General features: G+C 45.2%; 17 protein-coding genes. 5 read left to right on the forward strand and 12 right to left on the reverse strand.

The window, feature by feature from the left end:
* The first annotated feature begins 1 nt into the window (after nucleotide 1).
* Entirely contained in the window at nucleotides 2–700 is a 699-nt protein-coding gene (locus tag INF29_RS04545) for a hydrolase (protein ID WP_330608276.1), read from the forward strand.
* A gap of 68 nt (nucleotides 701–768) precedes the next feature.
* Here the strand turns inward: INF29_RS04545 and INF29_RS04550 are convergent, their stop codons facing one another.
* Together INF29_RS04550 and INF29_RS04555 are read right to left on the reverse strand one after the other, a co-directional pair.
* Nucleotides 769–2,007, reverse strand: a complete 1,239-nt coding sequence (locus INF29_RS04550; RefSeq protein ID WP_191343814.1) for a serine hydroxymethyltransferase — start codon at nucleotides 2,005–2,007, stop codon at nucleotides 769–771.
* Between the two features lie 2 nt (nucleotides 2,008–2,009).
* The gene (locus INF29_RS04555) at nucleotides 2,010–2,180 is read right to left on the reverse strand and encodes a hypothetical protein (RefSeq protein WP_193484908.1); all 171 of its coding nucleotides are present in this window, start codon (nucleotides 2,178–2,180) and stop codon (nucleotides 2,010–2,012) included.
* A 60-nt stretch (nucleotides 2,181–2,240) separates the two neighbouring features.
* On the opposite strand from INF29_RS04555, the gene INF29_RS04560 reads away from it, so the two are divergent.
* Complete coding sequence (locus tag INF29_RS04560; protein ID WP_193484910.1) at nucleotides 2,241–3,347, forward strand: hypothetical protein; 1,107 nt, start codon at nucleotides 2,241–2,243, stop codon at nucleotides 3,345–3,347.
* 171 nt (nucleotides 3,348–3,518) lie between these two features.
* Here the strand turns inward: INF29_RS04560 and tnpA are convergent, their stop codons facing one another.
* Together tnpA and INF29_RS04570 are read right to left on the reverse strand one after the other, a co-directional pair.
* Nucleotides 3,519–3,983, reverse strand: coding sequence for an IS200/IS605 family transposase (tnpA, locus tag INF29_RS04565; protein WP_087989272.1), 465 nt, complete (start codon nucleotides 3,981–3,983; stop codon nucleotides 3,519–3,521).
* Nucleotides 3,984–4,155: 172 nt separating this feature from the next.
* Nucleotides 4,156–4,641, reverse strand: a complete 486-nt coding sequence (locus INF29_RS04570; protein ID WP_072848744.1) for an S-ribosylhomocysteine lyase — start codon at nucleotides 4,639–4,641, stop codon at nucleotides 4,156–4,158.
* 160 nt (nucleotides 4,642–4,801) lie between these two features.
* Here INF29_RS04570 and INF29_RS04575 point away from each other — a divergent pair, with 160 nt between their 5' ends.
* Nucleotides 4,802–5,362, forward strand: a complete 561-nt coding sequence (locus tag INF29_RS04575; protein WP_022254980.1) for an hDIG domain protein — start codon at nucleotides 4,802–4,804, stop codon at nucleotides 5,360–5,362.
* Between the two features lie 42 nt (nucleotides 5,363–5,404).
* Here INF29_RS04575 and INF29_RS04580 read toward each other — a convergent pair whose 3' ends face one another.
* From INF29_RS04580 to INF29_RS04610, 7 genes are all read right to left on the reverse strand, one after another.
* Nucleotides 5,405–8,494: an SbcC/MukB-like Walker B domain-containing protein gene (locus INF29_RS04580; protein ID WP_193484912.1), complete on the reverse strand. Its 3,090-nt coding sequence runs from the start codon at nucleotides 8,492–8,494 to the stop codon at nucleotides 5,405–5,407.
* Nucleotides 8,491–9,630 carry an exonuclease SbcCD subunit D gene (locus tag INF29_RS04585; protein ID WP_193484914.1) on the reverse strand — a complete coding sequence of 380 codons (1,140 nt, stop codon included), beginning with the start codon at nucleotides 9,628–9,630 and terminating at the stop codon, nucleotides 8,491–8,493. The genes INF29_RS04580 and INF29_RS04585 overlap by 4 nt, the downstream gene beginning before the upstream one ends.
* 104 nt (nucleotides 9,631–9,734) lie before the next feature.
* Complete coding sequence (locus INF29_RS04590) at nucleotides 9,735–10,781, reverse strand: alcohol dehydrogenase (protein ID WP_193484927.1); 1,047 nt, start codon at nucleotides 10,779–10,781, stop codon at nucleotides 9,735–9,737.
* Between the two features lie 32 nt (nucleotides 10,782–10,813).
* Complete coding sequence (locus tag INF29_RS04595; protein ID WP_072848547.1) at nucleotides 10,814–11,404, reverse strand: FMN-dependent NADH-azoreductase; 591 nt, start codon at nucleotides 11,402–11,404, stop codon at nucleotides 10,814–10,816.
* Between the two features lie 24 nt (nucleotides 11,405–11,428).
* Nucleotides 11,429–12,349 carry a ribokinase gene (locus tag INF29_RS04600; protein WP_193484916.1) on the reverse strand — a complete coding sequence of 307 codons (921 nt, stop codon included), beginning with the start codon at nucleotides 12,347–12,349 and terminating at the stop codon, nucleotides 11,429–11,431.
* Nucleotides 12,346–12,810 carry a DMT family transporter gene (locus INF29_RS04605; RefSeq protein WP_072848551.1) on the reverse strand — a complete coding sequence of 155 codons (465 nt, stop codon included), beginning with the start codon at nucleotides 12,808–12,810 and terminating at the stop codon, nucleotides 12,346–12,348. Before INF29_RS04605 ends, INF29_RS04600 begins: the two co-directional genes overlap by 4 nt.
* Before the next feature lie 14 nt (nucleotides 12,811–12,824).
* Entirely contained in the window at nucleotides 12,825–13,250 is a 426-nt protein-coding gene (locus INF29_RS04610) for a DMT family transporter (RefSeq protein WP_022254973.1), read from the reverse strand.
* Nucleotides 13,251–13,387: 137 nt separating this feature from the next.
* On the opposite strand from INF29_RS04610, the gene INF29_RS04615 reads away from it, so the two are divergent.
* Nucleotides 13,388–14,131 (forward strand): nucleoside phosphorylase, encoded by a 744-nt coding sequence (locus tag INF29_RS04615; protein ID WP_072848553.1) that lies wholly within the window; start codon nucleotides 13,388–13,390, stop codon nucleotides 14,129–14,131.
* A 184-nt stretch (nucleotides 14,132–14,315) separates the two neighbouring features.
* Here the strand turns inward: INF29_RS04615 and INF29_RS04620 are convergent, their stop codons facing one another.
* A complete protein-coding gene (locus tag INF29_RS04620; protein WP_193484919.1) occupies nucleotides 14,316–15,965 on the reverse strand; it encodes a D-alanyl-D-alanine carboxypeptidase family protein in 1,650 nt (549 codons plus the stop codon).
* Nucleotides 15,966–16,259: 294 nt separating this feature from the next.
* Between INF29_RS04620 and INF29_RS04625 the strand changes: the two genes are divergently transcribed.
* A partial coding sequence (locus tag INF29_RS04625; RefSeq protein ID WP_193484921.1) for an IS110 family transposase occupies nucleotides 16,260–16,485 on the forward strand: 226 nt, incomplete at its 3' end.

Below are 16,485 nucleotides of genomic sequence, written 5' to 3' on the forward strand. Positions count from 1 at the left end.
ATTGGCAGAAAAAAAACCACCTCGCATTGATACCAGACTGCGGAAGCATATCGTTACCATGCCGGAAGAAATCTGGGCAGCCAGCGGCATTGTTATTTGGGGCAGACGTATCAAATCCCTTGTCTTTTCTACGGATATTGCCATCATCCGTAACTGTAACGCTGACGCTGTGTTGGCAGTATATCCCTTTACGCCTCAGCAGGTCATTACCAATTCAATCATCACCGCCTCCAGCATTCCTGTATTTGCAGGCGTAGGCGGCGGTACCACCACAGGCCCTCGTGTTGTGATGCTGGCAAAAGACGCCGAAGCCCTTGGTGCAATGGCAGTTGTTGTAAACGCACCAACCACCAATGAAGTCATTCATGAAATCAGCAAAATCGTTGATATCCCTGTTGTCATCACAGTTCTGGACGAAAATACAGATATCGATGCCAGAATCGCGGCAGGCGCAGGCATCCTGAATATTTCCGCTGCTGGAAAGACACCAGAAGTCGTTGCAAAAATTCGTGAAAAATACCCTGAAATTCCGATTATTGCTACTGGCGGTCCCACCAGAGAGAGTATCAAACGCACCATTGAAGCAGGCGCAAATGCTATCAGCTTCACACCACCTACAGCAATGGATCTGTTCCACGGTCTGATGTCCAGATATCGTTCCGAACATGAATCCAGAACAAAAGAGCAGACAAACGAATAAACAAAAGAAAGGTGAAACCTCTTATAAAAGAAGTTTCACCTTTTTTATGTTCAAAATATCATCACTGCTTAATCTTCATAAATGGGGAAACGGTCAGTCAGCGCACGCACTCTCTTTGCCGCTTCTTCTTTGGTACCTTCGTAATCCTTCAGTACCATTGCCATGATTTCTGCAATTTCTTCCATTTCCGCTTCTTTCATACCGCGGGAAGTTACAGCAGGTGTGCCAACACGGATACCGCTTGTGACAAAAGGAGACTGAGGGTCATCGGGAATGGTATTTTTATTGACTGTGATTGCCACTGCATCCAGCACTTTTTCCGCATCCTTACCTGTGATATTCAAAGAACGCAGATCCAGCAGCATCAGATGGTTGTCCGTTCCGCCAGAAACCAAATCCACACCATGTTTCTGCAGCGCAGCCGCCATAGCTTTTGCGTTTTTCACAACCTGTCCGATATATTCTTTGTAAGCAGGCTGCAATGCTTCCTGGAAGCAAACAGCTTTAGATGCAATGATATGCATCAAAGGACCGCCCTGAATGCCAGGGAAAATAGCCTTGTCGATCTTCTGAGCATACTCCGCTTTGCACATGATCATACCACCTCTGGGTCCACGCAGTGTCTTATGGGTAGTGGTTGTCACAAAATCCGCATAAGGCACGGGAGAAGGATGGTATCCTGCCGCAACCAGTCCTGCAATGTGGGCAATATCTACCATAAAATATGCCCCAACTTCTTTTGCCACATCACTCATATATTTGAAGTCGATGGTTCTGGCATAAGCACTGGCACCTGCCACAATCATTTTGGGCTTCACTTCCAGAGCTGTTTTGCGGAAAGCTTCATAATCAATATATCCTTCATGGTTCACGCCATAAGGTACAAAGTGGAAGTATTTCCCGGACATATTGACGGGACTACCGTGCGTCAGATGACCGCCATGATCCAGATTCATCCCCATAACTGTATCACCAGGTTCCAGCATAGCAAAATATACTGCCTGGTTTGCCTGAGAACCGCTGTGAGGCTGTACGTTTACATGATCGCAGCCAAAAAGCTCTTTTGCACGCTCTTTCGCCAGATTTTCCACAATATCCACTTTTTCACATCCGCCATAGTAGCGTTTTGCAGGATAACCCTCTGCGTATTTATTGGTCAAAGGGGTTCCCATTGTATACATGACTGCTTTGGAAACAATGTTTTCAGAAGCAATGAGTTCAATATTATGCTGTTGTCTTTCCAGTTCCGCAACAATGGCATCTGCCACTGCGCCATCAATTTTTCGAATCTCGCTAAAATCTAACATCGTCATCTCCTCCTTGGAATTTGCTGTTTTTTGTCATTTTCAGATGTAAAGCTCCTTTTTCTATGAGTTACAGTTATTATAACACCTTTTTTACAAAAAAACTCACCAAATCCACCACAGAAAAACAAATGTTTTTCTACAGCATATTTTTTATGCCTGTTAAATGCACCCATTTCACACAGCCACATAGTATATAAAAGAATCCAATCACAATATCCAAAGGAGGCTGTCTTATGGGAGCTTTTGAATTTGAAAACAATGCAGAAATCACTGCAAGATGCTGTGGCTGCAACAGCAACAGCAACCAGAACGAAGCCTGCATCATCGCACAGAAAATCTTCGACCAGTGCAGAGTTCAGAAATGTCTGAGTCCTGACATTTTGGGTCCTGCAAGAAGTGTTTGCGGCGGCATGAATGGCTGCAACGACATGATGTGCGACGGCGACATCATCATTCCCCCCGTCAATGCAGCAACTGTTACCATGCACAATCCGGAACTGAGCAGAATCGACATTCTGCGCAAATGCCCCAACACTTTCCGGGAAGGCTGCTGGGATCTGGAACTGCGGTATGTGTTTGACTACACACTGGAATTCCGCAGAGCAGACGGCTGCCCTATCGGCTGCACAGATGCTACCAGCTCCTACACACTGAAAGTGACACTGTTTGGTTCCACAGAATCCGACGTAACTACTGTATCCGATTTGTTTGACTGCTGCGGCAATTCCCACGGCGGACCTTTCGTTACAGCCGAAGGGAAAGCCGTTGGTCTGGCAGCAGAATTGAAATACCCCGGCTGTGGATGCAGCTGCAACTGCTGCAATAACTGCGGATGCAATAATTGTGGATGCGGCAACTGCGGTTCCAACAACTGTGGCTGCAACAACTGCGGCTGTGACAATGGTGACGCATCCATGGGCGCACCCATTGCCGTTAATGTCACATTGGGTCTGTTCACCATCATCAAACTGTTCCGTACCGTAAATATGCTGGTACACAGCTTTGGCAACTGCGTGCCCGAACCTTGCAGCATTTCCACAAACGGAGATGTAGATCCTTGCCGCAACTTCGACCGGGTACCTTTCCCTCTGGATCTGTTCTCTCCTTCCACACAGCCCCGCTCCTGCTGCGGTTTCGGTGACACATACGGCTCCGCAAGCTGTCGGGAAGAATGCAGCTGCAATGACAGCTGTGATTCCGGCTGTGGTTCCAACTCCCGCAGTGGCTGTGGCAATTCCTGCGGTAACAGCTGCGGCTCTAACTCCTGCGGCTCCAATTCCTGCGGCAGCAACCGTAACTCCAATTCCTGCGGCAACAGCAATAACTGCTGCAGAAGATAACACACATCCACACAATAAAACCTCCCCCTCATTGATATCATAATCAGGACCACCGGCTTAGCCGGTGGTTTGCTCTGCCCCTAGAAGGGGCTCTTACCAGCTGCGCTTGCAAGCGCATTGAAAGTCCGCCAAGTGCTCTACTTTCTCAACTGCCGCCCTTGGCGGCTATTTTTATTTGTTCCCTTTTACTTTTTCACCCGTGAACGGGTCAATGTACTCACTTAAACTTATTTGATCTGCCATCCAATCTTCTTTTAATTGATTGTTGATATATTCCCGGATCTTTTTTGTATTCTTTCCTACTGTATCAACATAATATCCTCTGCACCAAAATGTTCTATTTCCATATTTGTATTTTAAATTTGCGTGCCTGTCAAAAATAATTAAAGAACTTTTCCCTTTCAAATATCCAACTATTTCTGATACGCTGTATTTGGGCGGTATGCGAATCAACATGTGTATGTGATCTGGACAACATTCTGCTGCTATGATTTCTATTCCTTTTCTTTCGCATAATTCTCTAAGTATTTTTCCTATTTCCGCTTTCATCTTTCCATATATTACTTGTCTTCTGTACTTTGGTGCGAATACAATATGATATTTACATTCCCAACTTGTATGTGCTAAACTATTCATATAAAAACCTCCTATGCTTTCTTGTGTCTTGGCGGACTCAAGATGATGATAGCATAGGAGGTTTTTGCTTGAAGCTGAAGCTCACTGATTCCCCCGGCATAGCCGGGGGTTTTTATTGGATTTACCAACAAAAAGCCGCCAAACCTCTCGGTTTGACGGCTTTTTTCCTTGATTATCCCTGCTGTCTGGGATAAACCATGTTTTCTTCTTTGATCTGTTCCAGCACTTCTTCCAGGAACTTTCTGCATTCGATTTTTGTAATTTCCAGATTATGATCCAGATAGTTACCGCACATTTCTGCTTTTGCCGCAGGAATTTCACCTGTAAATTCAGCCATATAGCGGTATGCGTCTGCCATGATCGGCGCAACATCCTTGGATTCCAAATCGCCTTTGAAAATCACATACATCCCTGTACGGCATCCCATGGGACCAACATAAATGGTCTTATCTGCCCACTGGTCATGTCCGCGGAAAAAGGTTGCCATCAGGTGTTCAATGGTATGCATCACAGAAGTATCCATAACCATTTCGCGGTTGGGTTCCTTCATTCTTACGTCGAATGTGGTCAGTACACCATCACCCACGGTATCTTTTCTGGAAACATAAATTCCTCTCAACAAACGATTATGGTCAATGCCAAAACTTGTAACGTCCATAATGATCCTCGCTTTCTGTACTCTGTTCTGTTTTCCTATTGTATCTTTTTTTGACAGAAAAAGCAATAGCGCACGCCTTTGGAAAAACCATTGCTTTTTATACCGTAAACCGTTATAATGTATAAAAATAGAAACATCACCAAGGAAAGAGGGAAAGATTATGGCAAAAGAACTGACAAGAGATGAAGCATTTGCATTATTAAAGGAATATAACAAAGAACCTTTCCACATTCAGCACGGCGAAACCGTAGAATGTGTTATGCGCTATTTTGCACAGGAACTGGGCTATGGCGATGATGTAGAATTCTGGGGTATGGTAGGTCTGCTCCACGATCTGGACTTTGAACTTTATCCCGAACAGCACTGCATCAAATGCCAGGAAATCATGAAAGACCTGGATCTGGATGAAAAACTCATCCACGCTGTTGCCAGCCACGGCTATGGTATCTGCTCCGATGTAGAACCCGTTCACGAAATGGAAAAAGTGCTCTTTGCTACAGACGAACTGACAGGGCTCATTGGCGCGGCTGCATTGATGCGTCCTTCCAAGAGCGTACAGGATATGGAACTGAAATCCCTAAAAAAGAAATTCAAAGACAAATCCTTTGCTGCTGGCTGTGACCGTGACATCATCCGCCGTGGTGCAGAACAGCTTGGCTGGGAACTGGATGATCTGCTGAACCGCACATTGCAGGCAATGAAATCCAATCCCAATTACTAAAGCATAAAAAGGCTAGAATCTTCTATGATTCCAGCCTCTTTTTTATACTTCCAAAGCAACGGTGCTGCCTCTGCTGCTCTTTTTCACGATTAACTTCTTTTCAATGCTTTCCTTCAGTTCTGTTACATGGGAAATGATACCCACCATACGATCACCATAAGAAAGCTGCTGCAAAATCCGTACGGCCTGTTCTCTGGATTCTTCATCCAATGCGCCAAAGCCTTCGTCAATGAACATGGCTTTGATTTCCACACCGCCAGCTGTCTGCTGGATCAAGTCAGACAGACCCAATGCCAGACTCAAAGAAGCCTTGAAAGCTTCACCGCCGGAAAGGGATTTGACCCCTCTGACCTTGCCTGTGAAATAGTCCATAACTTCCAGTTCCAGACCAGACTGAGAGCGTTTATTGGCTGCCACTTCCGCACGGCGCAAATGGTAGCGTCCATTGGTCATTTCCGCAAAACGCAGGTTGGCTGCTGCCAGAATCCGGTCAAAATAGAATCCCTGCACAAACTGTTCAAAGGCAATCTTATCTTTCTGTGCCAATTCCCCATTGGCTGTCTTAGACAGTTCTACAATAGGAAGATAATCCTTTTCTGCTTTTTTCCAAGCCTGCAATTCTTTCCATGCTCTTTCTGCCGCCTTTTTTCGAGTTTGCCACAGGGCTTTCTGCTCCTGTACTTTTTCCTGAATTTCTTCCTTTTCCACGCCCAGGCGTTTCATTTCTTCTTCCAGTTCTGTCAAATCCTGATAGATTTTGCCTGCTGCTTCCGTTTGTTTATTCTCCAGGTTTTGTTTACTTGTCTGCAACGCCACAAAATACGCCCGGTTTTTCTCCTCGGTCTGCTCCAGAATTTCTCTGGAAACAAGGGAATTTGCAAAATCCGCTTTATCTTTGAATTGCTGTTCTTCCAGTGTTTTCAGGAAAGCATCTTTTGCCTGTTCCTTCGCTTCGCAGCTTTCTTTGAAATTATCTCCTGTCTGCTGCAAAAGGGCTTGCGTGCCTGCCAATGCTGTTTCTGCCTGCTGTTTTTTGTCTGCCACATCCTGCAACGCTTTTTCTTTTTTTCTAATAGCATCACAAAGTTTTTTCCATTCTGCCTGGGCTTCTGCCAAAGTACCATTGCCAATGCGCTGTACTAATTGATTGAATTCCCCTTTCTTCTGGCTCAGTGCACTTTCCTGCTGACGCAGTAATGTATCTGTTGTATCTAAAGATTTCTGCAAGCTCTGCTGTTTGGCTTTTGCTTTTTCCAGTTCATCAGGAACTTTCAACAGTTCTTTCTCCTGTTTTTTCGTTTCTCTCAACTCTGTATCCAACTTATTTTCTTCTGTTTGCAAGGAAACTTCCAATTCCTGCATTTGAGAAATATTCTCCAAGCCTAATTTTTTCAAACCATTTCTCACTTTTTCCCGTAAATGTTCCAGAGAAATATTCCGTTCACCACTTTTTCTGGAAAGGGTTTCTGTCTTCTCACGTTCTGTTTTTTCCATTTCTCGCAGTCGATTCCACTCTGCCTGGGTAGGTGCTTGGGTGGAACGCACCGCTTTTGCCGGATGATGCACAGAACCGCAGACAGGACAAGGCATGCCTTCCGCTAGATTTTCCGCCAGAATGCCAGCCTGGGCATCCAGATAATCTCTTTCTGCCTGATCTGCCACCGCTTTTGCCTGTTCCCATTTTTCTTTCGCTGTTTGATAGTTTTTCTGAATCTCATCAAGTGTCCTTCTTATTTCCAGACCATCCTGTAAGGCACCATTCGTTTCCTGCAACAAATCCTTCTGTTCCTGCAAACGATTTTTCGCCTGTTCCAACGCTGACAAACGTTGCTGTACAACAGGAAGCAGACTTTCCTGCTGACGTAAAACTTCCAGATGATCTTCCAGAGTGGTCTTTTCTGTTTCCAGCTTTTCTTTTTGTGCTGCTGTTTCTTGGATTTCTGCCTCCTGACGACGGATTTCTTTCTCCGCCTGTTCTTTCGCCTCAAAATCCTTCAAACGGTCTTCTTTTTTTGCCGCTTCTGCCCGATCAAATTCCAACTGTCCGCGCAAAGGTTCCAATGCTTTTTCCTGTTCTATACTGTTTTGAAGGACTTCCTTTTCTTTTTGTTCCTTATCTAACAGCCCTTTTAACTGCAATTCCAGACGATCTGCTGCATCTTTTTTCTGCTTCCAGTCCAATGCTTTGGGCTGTACATAGTCAACAGCGCGACGCTGTTTCTGGAGTTCTTCTTTTTTCAAAAGCTGCGCTGTTTCTTCTTCTAAAAGAGATTGATATTGTTTTTTTGCTTCTGCCAAGGCATCCAAAAGACGATTGGTGTTTTCCCCATCAGCTTTCTGTGCCGCAATTTTCAGACGTTCTTCTTCTTTTGCGGCAATTTCCTTTTCCTGCTGAAGCCAGCATTTTTCCGCTTCCTTATAAGCACCTTCCGCTTCCGTTAAAAATTGCTCTGCTCTTTGCAGCAACGTATTTTCGTCTGTTTCTTCAATGCCGCACTGAGAAAGATATGTCAAAAGCCGCTTACCACTATCTTCAAATGCTGTACGATTTTCTTTTTCCAATTCTTTCAGCTTTTTCTGGAATGCCAGATAAAAATCTGTATGGAATACCCGACGGAAAATGGCGCCACGTTCCACACTATCCGCATAAAGGAGTTTCAAAAATTCCCCCTGCGCAATCATAGCGATCTGTTTAAATTGTTTTGCGTCAATGCCCAGCAGTGTTTCAACCGCTTTTTTTACTTTTTCTGCACCAGATATAACACTGCCGTCAGGATACCAGAGCGTCGCATCTGCCGTTTCTTTTGTAGTGCCTTCCCCGGATTTCTTAGGGCGCAAATAGGCGGGATTCCGCAAAATACGATATGTTTCCCCATGATGGGAAAATGTCAAATCCACAAAAGTTTTTGTAGATGGAGAAGCAAAGTCGCTGCGCAGGCTGTCTACTTCACGGTTGGAGCCGCTGACCTCTCCAAAAAGTGCAAAACAAATGGCATCAAACAATGTTGTTTTTCCGGCACCTGTGTCCCCGGTAATGAGGAAGATACCCTGTTCTCCCAATTTCGACAGGGGAATCTGCACACTTCCTGCATAAGGTCCAAAGGCGGAAACGGTAATTTCCAATGGTTTCATTCTTCAACACCTCCCAAATCCTGCCAGATTTTTTCCACAAGGGCTTTTTGTGCCACATCCATTTCCCGATCATTCTGTTTTTCAAAGAAACCGGCGAAAAGCGCAGGTCCGGACAGCTGTTCCTGATCCATTTCTAAAGACAAATCCTGCTGACTTTCCCCCCGCTGTGCCATTTCCAATGTCATCAGGTTGGGATAATATACACGCAGTCGTCCCACAGGGTCATAGACTGCCCCTTCGTCTGTCAAAATTGCCCGCACATAATCTTCAGAACCGCCAGCTTCTTCTGCCGCTTCCAATAGGTCAGCCAATGTTCCTTTGATCTCACGCAAAGGATGCAGTGGTTCCAAAGGAAGGAATTCTGTGGTAACATTTCCTTTTTCCTGTATTTCCACAAGAGTCACGCCTTTTTTCTGGCGCAGTTCCGAAAAGGAATATTTCAAGGGTGAGCCGCCATAGCGGATGGTATCCCGCCCGATGCGCTGAGGACTATGGAGATGCCCCAAAGCCACATAGTCAAAATCAAAGAACAAGCTTACGTCCATTTCATCCACACCGCCTAGTGTCTTTGTTTCCGAATCGCTTTCTTCTGCGGTTCCTTTCCACGTGACAAACTGATGTGCCAAAAGTACATTACGCTTTGTGGTATCTAAATCCGTTGTTTCCAAAGCCCATTTGACCGCTTCTGCATAAGTCAGGCTTTCGCCCCCCTCCCGAAAAGCGGAAACTGTGGCAGGTTTCAAAAAAGGGAGCAAGTAAAAATGGATTTCTCCAAAGGCATCCTCCTTGGACACATGATACAGCTTGCCGTCAAAGGCACCGCAAATGTGCAGATTCTGCTGCTGCAAAATGCGGCTGCCAAAGTCTACACGTCCAGCGGAATCATGGTTACCAGAAATGGCATAAACCGCAATGCCCATCTGCTGCATTCTCGTCAAAAATTCGTCTAAAAGTTGTACTGCTTCCACGGGTGGAATGGGTTTATCGTATAAATCACCACTAAGCAAAATACCATCCGGTTGATGTCTTTCTGCCAAAGCGCAGACCTGCTCCAACACATACCGCTGATCCAACAGCATGGAAAAAGCATATACCCGTTTTCCCAAATGCAGGTCACTTAAATGAAACAACTTCAATTGTCATTTCTCCTTTCTGTTACAAATTTCTTCTAAAAAAGAAAAGCCCATTTCTCAGGCTTTTCTTTTTTGGAAATGCCCCGAAAGACATACCGTTTTTATTTTCAATCTCTTTCATAAGGTGTGATGACCCATTTGATGCAGCCATCCAGTTTATTTTCAAATACCCGATAGCCTTCCATCACATCATTCAAAGGTGCACGATGGGTAATCAGGCAGGATGTGTCGATTTTGCCGCACTGAATCATTTTCATGATGTCTTCACAGCAGTTGGCATCCACGCCGCCTGTTTTGAATGTCAGGTTTTTGCCGTACATCAAATGCAGAGGCAATGCCTGTTCTTTTGCGTAGAGCGCAACCAGAACCACAATGGCGTTGGGTCTTGCCACTTTCCATGCCAGCTGGAATGTATTTTCGCCGCCAGCTACTTCAAAGACGCGGTCAGCACCTCTGCCGTCTGTCAGGCGAAGGACTTCCGCCTCCACATCCACTTTTGTGGGATTCAGACAAATGTCAGCCAAGCCCTGTTCTTTTGCCAGTGCCATTCTTTCTTCGCTCACGTCTACAACGATGACTTTCGCGGGGCTGTAAAGACGGATGCTCATAAGGGTGCAAAGACCTGTAGGACCTGCCCCCAATACCACAACCGTATCCGCAGGTTTGATTTCACCGATGCTTGCAGCCCAATAGCCTGTTGCCAGAATATCGCCGTTGAACAGTGCTGCTTCATCAGAAACGTCATCGGGGATAGGTGTCATGCCGTTATCAGCAATGGGTACACGAACATATTCCGCCTGACAGCCGTCAATACGGCAGCCCAGTTCCCAGCCGCCTTCCACACAGTTATTCACATAACCTCTTTTGCAGAAGAAACATTCGCCGCAGAAAGTTTCCACATTTACGGAAACACGGTCGCCTGCTTTGAATTTCTTCACAGCGCTGCCGACTTCCACAATTTCCCCTACAAATTCATGACCCAGAACGGTATTTTCCTTTGCACGAGGTACAGTGCCATGTTTGATATGTAAGTCACTGGAACAGATTGTGGAGCGTGTCACTCTGACGATAGCATCTCTGGGGTCTTGAATGACAGGAATGGGTCTATCTTCCAACACAACCTGTCCTTTTCCTTTGTATACAACTGCTTTCATTGTTTTTTCCATGGTATTTTTCCTCTTTTCTCTTAAAACTCAGCAAGCAAACGGTCGATTTCTGCCTTTGCATCTTCCAGGATTTCTTCCACAGGACGCACGCCTGTATCCAGTCCATCCCCTGCCACACAGTCATAACGAGGGATGCCGAAGAAATCACACATTGCCCAGATGTAACGGGAACCCATTTCCATAGGATTGTCGTTATAGAATCCGCCTCTGGTGGTCAGATAAATAAGCTGATCTGCTTTGCAGGTACCGAAGCAGCCTGTTTCGTTGCAGCCAAATGTAATACCTTCCACACAAAGGTTTTCAATATATACTTTCAATAAAGCAGGAAAACTCAAATCCCAAAAAGGTGCAGCAATGACAATCTTGTCCGCTTCCGCAAACTGATGGGCATAACGGAACCGTGGATGGTCGAACTGCTTATCTGCCAGCAGACGTTCCCGCTGTTCAAAAAAACCATCTGTAAAGTAAGACAAAGACTCATCCATCAGGCAAAGTTCTTCGATTTCATAGCCTTCTTTTTTCCGCAGACCTTCCAGAAAATGATCTGCCAGTTTCTGTGTTCTGGAGCCTTCTCTGCGGATACAGCAGTTTACAAACAATACCTTTTTCATTTCGCTTCCTCCTTCAATCCGATTTTATTTTTTCTGTGCTTTCAATGTACCAAACACCTGATTTTTCATATTCTCTGCCACTTCTTTATAAAGAGGTACAGAATCCGCAGCGCCTTTTTTGCCGATGGCCATGGCGCTTGCTGTGGTTGCCAGCAACAGACTATCCGCAACGCCCAGACCATTGCCCATGCCATTAAGGAAATATCCTGTAAAGGTATCCCCTGCTGCAGTGGTATCTACCACAGGCACCTGGAAACAGCCAATCTGATAAGTTTCCCCTGCATAATCACAGATGGCACCTCTGCTGCCCAATGTGAGCAAAATGCCGCAGTCAGGGTATTTTTTTCGCAGTACCGGCAGGATTTCATCATCTGTCTGGCAGTTGGCAATCTGTTTGCCTTCTACTTCATTGACAATGAGCCAATCCAGCAGTTCCAAAGGATAAGACAGTACTTTTTCATCCATAGGTGCTGCATTCAGCGCAGTTTTCATACCTCTTTTGTGTGATTCTTCCATGATAAAGCCCACCAGATTGGTTTCGTTCTGGAGCAGAACCAAAGTATCCGCGTCCATTTTGTCCAACACTTCTGTAATATAAGATTCTGTCAGCATCTGGTTGGTGCCGCCAAAAAGCAGGATACAGTTCTGACCTGCATCATCCACCTGAATGATGGCATGACCGCTGGGTGCATTCACATGGGAAAGAAGGCTCACATCTACGCCATTTTTCGCCATCACTTCTTCCAGCATTTCGCCACCAAAACCAATAACACCAGCATGTACCACCTGATTGCCTGCTTTTGCCGCCGCAATGGACTGATTCAAGCCTTTGCCGCCGCAGTTTGTGAACAAGGAACGAGAAGATTTCGTTTCTCCCGGCTGCAAAAACGTATCTACCTGATATACATGATCCAAATTCATGGAACCAAAATTGCAAATCTTCAAGCTGCATCCCCCTTTATCTGTTTTCTTCTGTCCTGTATTTTAATGTATTCCCGCCAAGCGATGCCGGCAGTAATCAAAAAGATGCCTAAAATTCGTTTCCAGCTGAATGTCTGGAAAAACACATAATCCAGTGCCACAGACATGCCAAGCTGTCCCAAAAGTGCCAGAATGGTAGAAGCCATAGCGCCTGTATGGCTAGTGCCCAAAATCAGGAAGATCATGGCAATCAAACCACAAACACTGCCCAGATAAAACAGTGGCGGCACTTCTGTGATATGAGAAAAATTCATTTCTGCCCCATTGCCTGTTACAAAAATCAGGCACAAAGAAATGATAGTCGCTTCCACATAATTGATGAGGGCGCCATTGGCAGTCCCCAAACATTCCCCCGCTTTTACGTTTACCATTTTATTGACCGTATTCAAAAAACCATTGGCTACGGCAGTTATATAAAATATCATTTCTGTTTTCCTCCTCAGCCTGTTGTTACCAGCCAAACACCTGCCAATACCAGCAGATAGGCAGGCAGCTCTTTCCAGTTGAACTTCTGTTTTTCAATGCCAAACCAACCATGATGATCCACCACCGCAGAAGAAATCATCTGCCCAATGACGGAAAGTCCTGTCATCGCTGTGGCACCGATGGCAAGGGTGCACCAACTGCTGCTGGTAACCATACCGATGCCCATGAAGCCCACCAGATACACATACGCAGGCACGCCACGAAAACGGATTTTTTTCTTTTCTTTGCATTTCAAATACAAAATCAAAAGAACTGCCGCGATTCCGTGGACAAAAAAACTGATGCCGAACATACTGTAATAATTCCCCAACTGTCCATTGAGGGAAATCATCATGCCCTGCAGCAGCCCCGATAAAATCAAAAACAGGAAATAAATCATCTCTTTTCTCCCTTTCCAATATTTTGTTACACCTCATTGTAACATAATCCCTGTCAGACTTCAAACACCTTATGGCATCCATTGCATTTTTGCGAAAAATCATGTAAATTAGAAGAAAAAACAAAGGAGGAATCACAATGGAATCTTTACAGCCCCATATCCAACTGGGTAAAGATCTACAAATTAAATACGCTCTGATGCCCGGCGACCCTGCGCGTCTGGACCGCATCGCACCTTTTCTGGAAAACGTAACCGAACTGAAATTCAACCGGGAATACCGCAGTCTTTCCGGTACATACAAAGGCGTTCCCATCCTTGCCATTTCCACAGGCATTGGCGGCGCATCTGCCGGCATTGCTGTAGAAGAACTGCATAACATTGGTGTAGAAGCCATGATCCGTATTGGCAGCTGCGGCAGCTTACAGCCTCAGGTAAAAGTAGGCGACATCATCATCGTCAATGGTGCGGTTCGTGATGATGGCGCATCCAAAACATATATTGACGCCATGTTCCCCGCTGTTCCTGATGCACAGCTGATGCTGTACTGCATGGAAGCGGCAAAAGAACAGGATTTCCAATACCATGTAGGCATTGCCCGCAGTCACGACAGTTTCTACACAGACGATGAAGAAGCCATCGATGCTTACTGGTCTAAACAGGGTGTATTGGGCTGTGACATGGAAACAGCTGCACTGTTTACCATTGGTCATCTGCGTGGCGTAAAAACTGCTTCCATTCTGAACAACGTCGTTGCTTATGAACAGGATACCTCTGAAAGCATCGGTTCTTATGTAGATGGCGAAAATCTGGCTATGGAAGGCGAACGCCATGAAATCCTCACCGCTTTGGAAGCCTTCTACAAACTGGAAACAGGGAAATAAACATACTTTTCTATAAAAAATACAAAAAAGCTGAAACCTTTCTATGCAAAAGATTTCAGCTTTCTTTTTTTGAAAATATTTCATCAGGCATGTTCTGCCTTCACAGATTCCCTTAAGAAACAAAAAGAATATTTCTTAAGGATAACCTGCATTTCTATCGGTGTTTTTCTTTGATTTTCAATGCTTACCAGCGTCTTCTGCCTCTGCGGCGGGAAGGACTCTTCAGTGTGTAAGCACCTCTTCTGCGATGTCCACCATAGCGCATCCGTTTCAGAATCAGATAAATGATAACCAGAATGACCACAATCACAACAACGGTGATCAGACCCTTCAAAGAGAACAGGTGAGAGAAGAAAGTTTTCAGTCCATACCAGATATTGTTGAAGATGGTACCCTTTTCAATATCTGCACCAGCGTAAGCAGGCATCTGCGCCACTTCTTTGCCATCGATGGTGTATGTTACGGTAGCAATTTCTTCACCTTTTGTCAAAGGCGCTTTCACTTTCACAGTGCCGTCTTTTTCTTCCACTTTGTAATCGTCCAGAATGGTAACAGCTGTTTCCACGCTGTTCACTGCATCTGTAGGCAGATAGGTTACCAGCGCATTCTGATAAACCAGAGGTACGGTGTCGCCCTGCAGTTTATTATGTTTGGTCAGAGGCACTTCTTCGATGGCTGCACCTGCTGCTGTCAGTTCTACACGAGTATAATTGTTGAAGCCATAATCCAGCAGGCTTGCGCTTTCTGTCCAACGAGCAGGATCGCTGCCTTTGAACATGACAGAAATCAGTTTCATATCGCCTTTTTCCGCAGATGCTGTCAGGCATTCTCCTGCTTCATCTGTAAAACCGGTTTTGATGCCGGTTGCATAAGCATACTGATATTCATTATCGGTAATGAGATAGTTGTGGCTCACCCAGTTATAATCCTGTGTAATCACTTCAGGATCATCGGCAAACTGTCCGTCTGCCCCATTGCCGGAGAAACTCTTTTCGGAAATGATTTCCGCCAGTGTTTCATTCTGCATAAACGCCATAGCAAACAGTGCCATATCATAAGCGCAGGAATAATGGTTTTCGTCATGGTAGCCATGGGCATTTGTAAAATGGCTGTTGACTGCACCCAATTCTTCCGCTTTTTTGTTCATCAGATCGGTAAATACTGCTTCGCATTTTGCAAAGGACATATCTTCATCGTTTTCCGCTTTTCTGGCTGTTGCTGCTGCCAGTACGTTGGCAGAGTCATTGCCGGAGGGAATCAGCAGACCTCTCAAGGCATTTTCTACCGTCAGCTTTTCATTCAGCACATGACCAGCTTTACTGGAATCCAATGTCACTTCATTGATTTCTGTACCAACGGTGATGATTTCATCAGGCTGCAAATAATCCATCACAACCAATGCAGTAATAATTTTTGTTACGCTGGCAGGATAGATTTTTTCTTTGGCATTTTTTTCATAAAGAATGGTGCCGCTTTCCTGATCGATGAGCAATGCAGACTCCGCTGTAATAGTAGGCGCACCATCTGCCTGAAGCCAAACTTCCTGCAACGCCATAGGACTTGCCGCAGCAGTACCTTCTGTTTCAGATGTTTCTCCCTCTGTTTCCGGTTCTTTTGCACCTTCCGCCTGATCTTCTCCGCTTGCTGCCTGATCGGCAGATGCATCTTCCTGATTTTCCTGATTTTCTGTATTTTCCTGTCCTTCGGTACCTTCTGTTTCCGTGGTTACCTGCTGTTCTTCGGTCGTACCTTCATCTTTTCCGCATCCGACGGCACCCAGACAAAGGGCTGCTGCCAGTGTCAAAGCAAGGACTTTATGCCACCGCTTTTTCATTTTCGTTCTCCTTTCTACTACAATATATTTATGGTTAATATCCCTTACAGCCAGTAAGGAATTATCCATCTTGTTGCTTAAGCTGTATAATGATGGAGCAATAGGTATATCGTCTCCCTTTCTTGGACTTTGCGTCCGTATTATAGACTGATAACCAGCTCCTCATTCGCAGCGTTCGTTTTATGCAGGTTGAATCGCCATAGGCGCATTCGTGTCACACCACAGTAGATTGAATAGGCAATGAGTAAAACTGGTACTTATCCATTGCAATAATTCTTAAGGAGTGACAAATTTATGAACGCAGTAGGTATCGATGTTTCTAAAGGTAAAAGTATGGTTGCAATCATGCGCCCATTTGGCGAGACTGTCTCTCCACCTTTTGAAATAAAACACACAGCCAGTGACATCCATTCACTTGTTGAGCTCATCAACTCTGTTGAAGGCGAATCTCGAATTGTAATGGAGCATACAGGACGTTATTACGAAGTCCTTGCCCATCAACTTTCCGAAGCAAATCTTT

It is taken from the genome of Anaerotignum lactatifermentans, assembly GCF_014982935.1.
Taxonomy (GTDB): domain Bacteria; phylum Bacillota; class Clostridia; order Lachnospirales; family Anaerotignaceae; genus Anaerotignum; species Anaerotignum lactatifermentans.

Coding starts and splice junctions, on each gene's coding strand:
- INF29_RS04550 (WP_191343814.1), bottom strand. CDS start 2,007: ATGTTAGATTTTAGCGAGATTCGAAAAATTGATGGCGCAGTGGCAGAT.
- INF29_RS04555 (WP_193484908.1), bottom strand. CDS start 2,180: ATGGGTGCATTTAACAGGCATAAAAAATATGCTGTAGAAAAACATTTG.
- INF29_RS04560 (WP_193484910.1), top strand. CDS start 2,241: ATGGGAGCTTTTGAATTTGAAAACAATGCAGAAATCACTGCAAGATGC.
- tnpA (WP_087989272.1), bottom strand. CDS start 3,983: ATGAATAGTTTAGCACATACAAGTTGGGAATGTAAATATCATATTGTA.
- INF29_RS04570 (WP_072848744.1), bottom strand. CDS start 4,641: ATGGACGTTACAAGTTTTGGCATTGACCATAATCGTTTGTTGAGAGGA.
- INF29_RS04575 (WP_022254980.1), top strand. CDS start 4,802: ATGGCAAAAGAACTGACAAGAGATGAAGCATTTGCATTATTAAAGGAA.
- INF29_RS04580 (WP_193484912.1), bottom strand. CDS start 8,494: ATGAAACCATTGGAAATTACCGTTTCCGCCTTTGGACCTTATGCAGGA.
- INF29_RS04590 (WP_193484927.1), bottom strand. CDS start 10,781: ATGAAAGCAGTTGTATACAAAGGAAAAGGACAGGTTGTGTTGGAAGAT.
- INF29_RS04595 (WP_072848547.1), bottom strand. CDS start 11,404: ATGAAAAAGGTATTGTTTGTAAACTGCTGTATCCGCAGAGAAGGCTCC.
- INF29_RS04605 (WP_072848551.1), bottom strand. CDS start 12,810: ATGATATTTTATATAACTGCCGTAGCCAATGGTTTTTTGAATACGGTC.
- INF29_RS04610 (WP_022254973.1), bottom strand. CDS start 13,250: ATGATTTATTTCCTGTTTTTGATTTTATCGGGGCTGCTGCAGGGCATG.
- INF29_RS04615 (WP_072848553.1), top strand. CDS start 13,388: ATGGAATCTTTACAGCCCCATATCCAACTGGGTAAAGATCTACAAATT.
- INF29_RS04620 (WP_193484919.1), bottom strand. CDS start 15,965: ATGAAAAAGCGGTGGCATAAAGTCCTTGCTTTGACACTGGCAGCAGCC.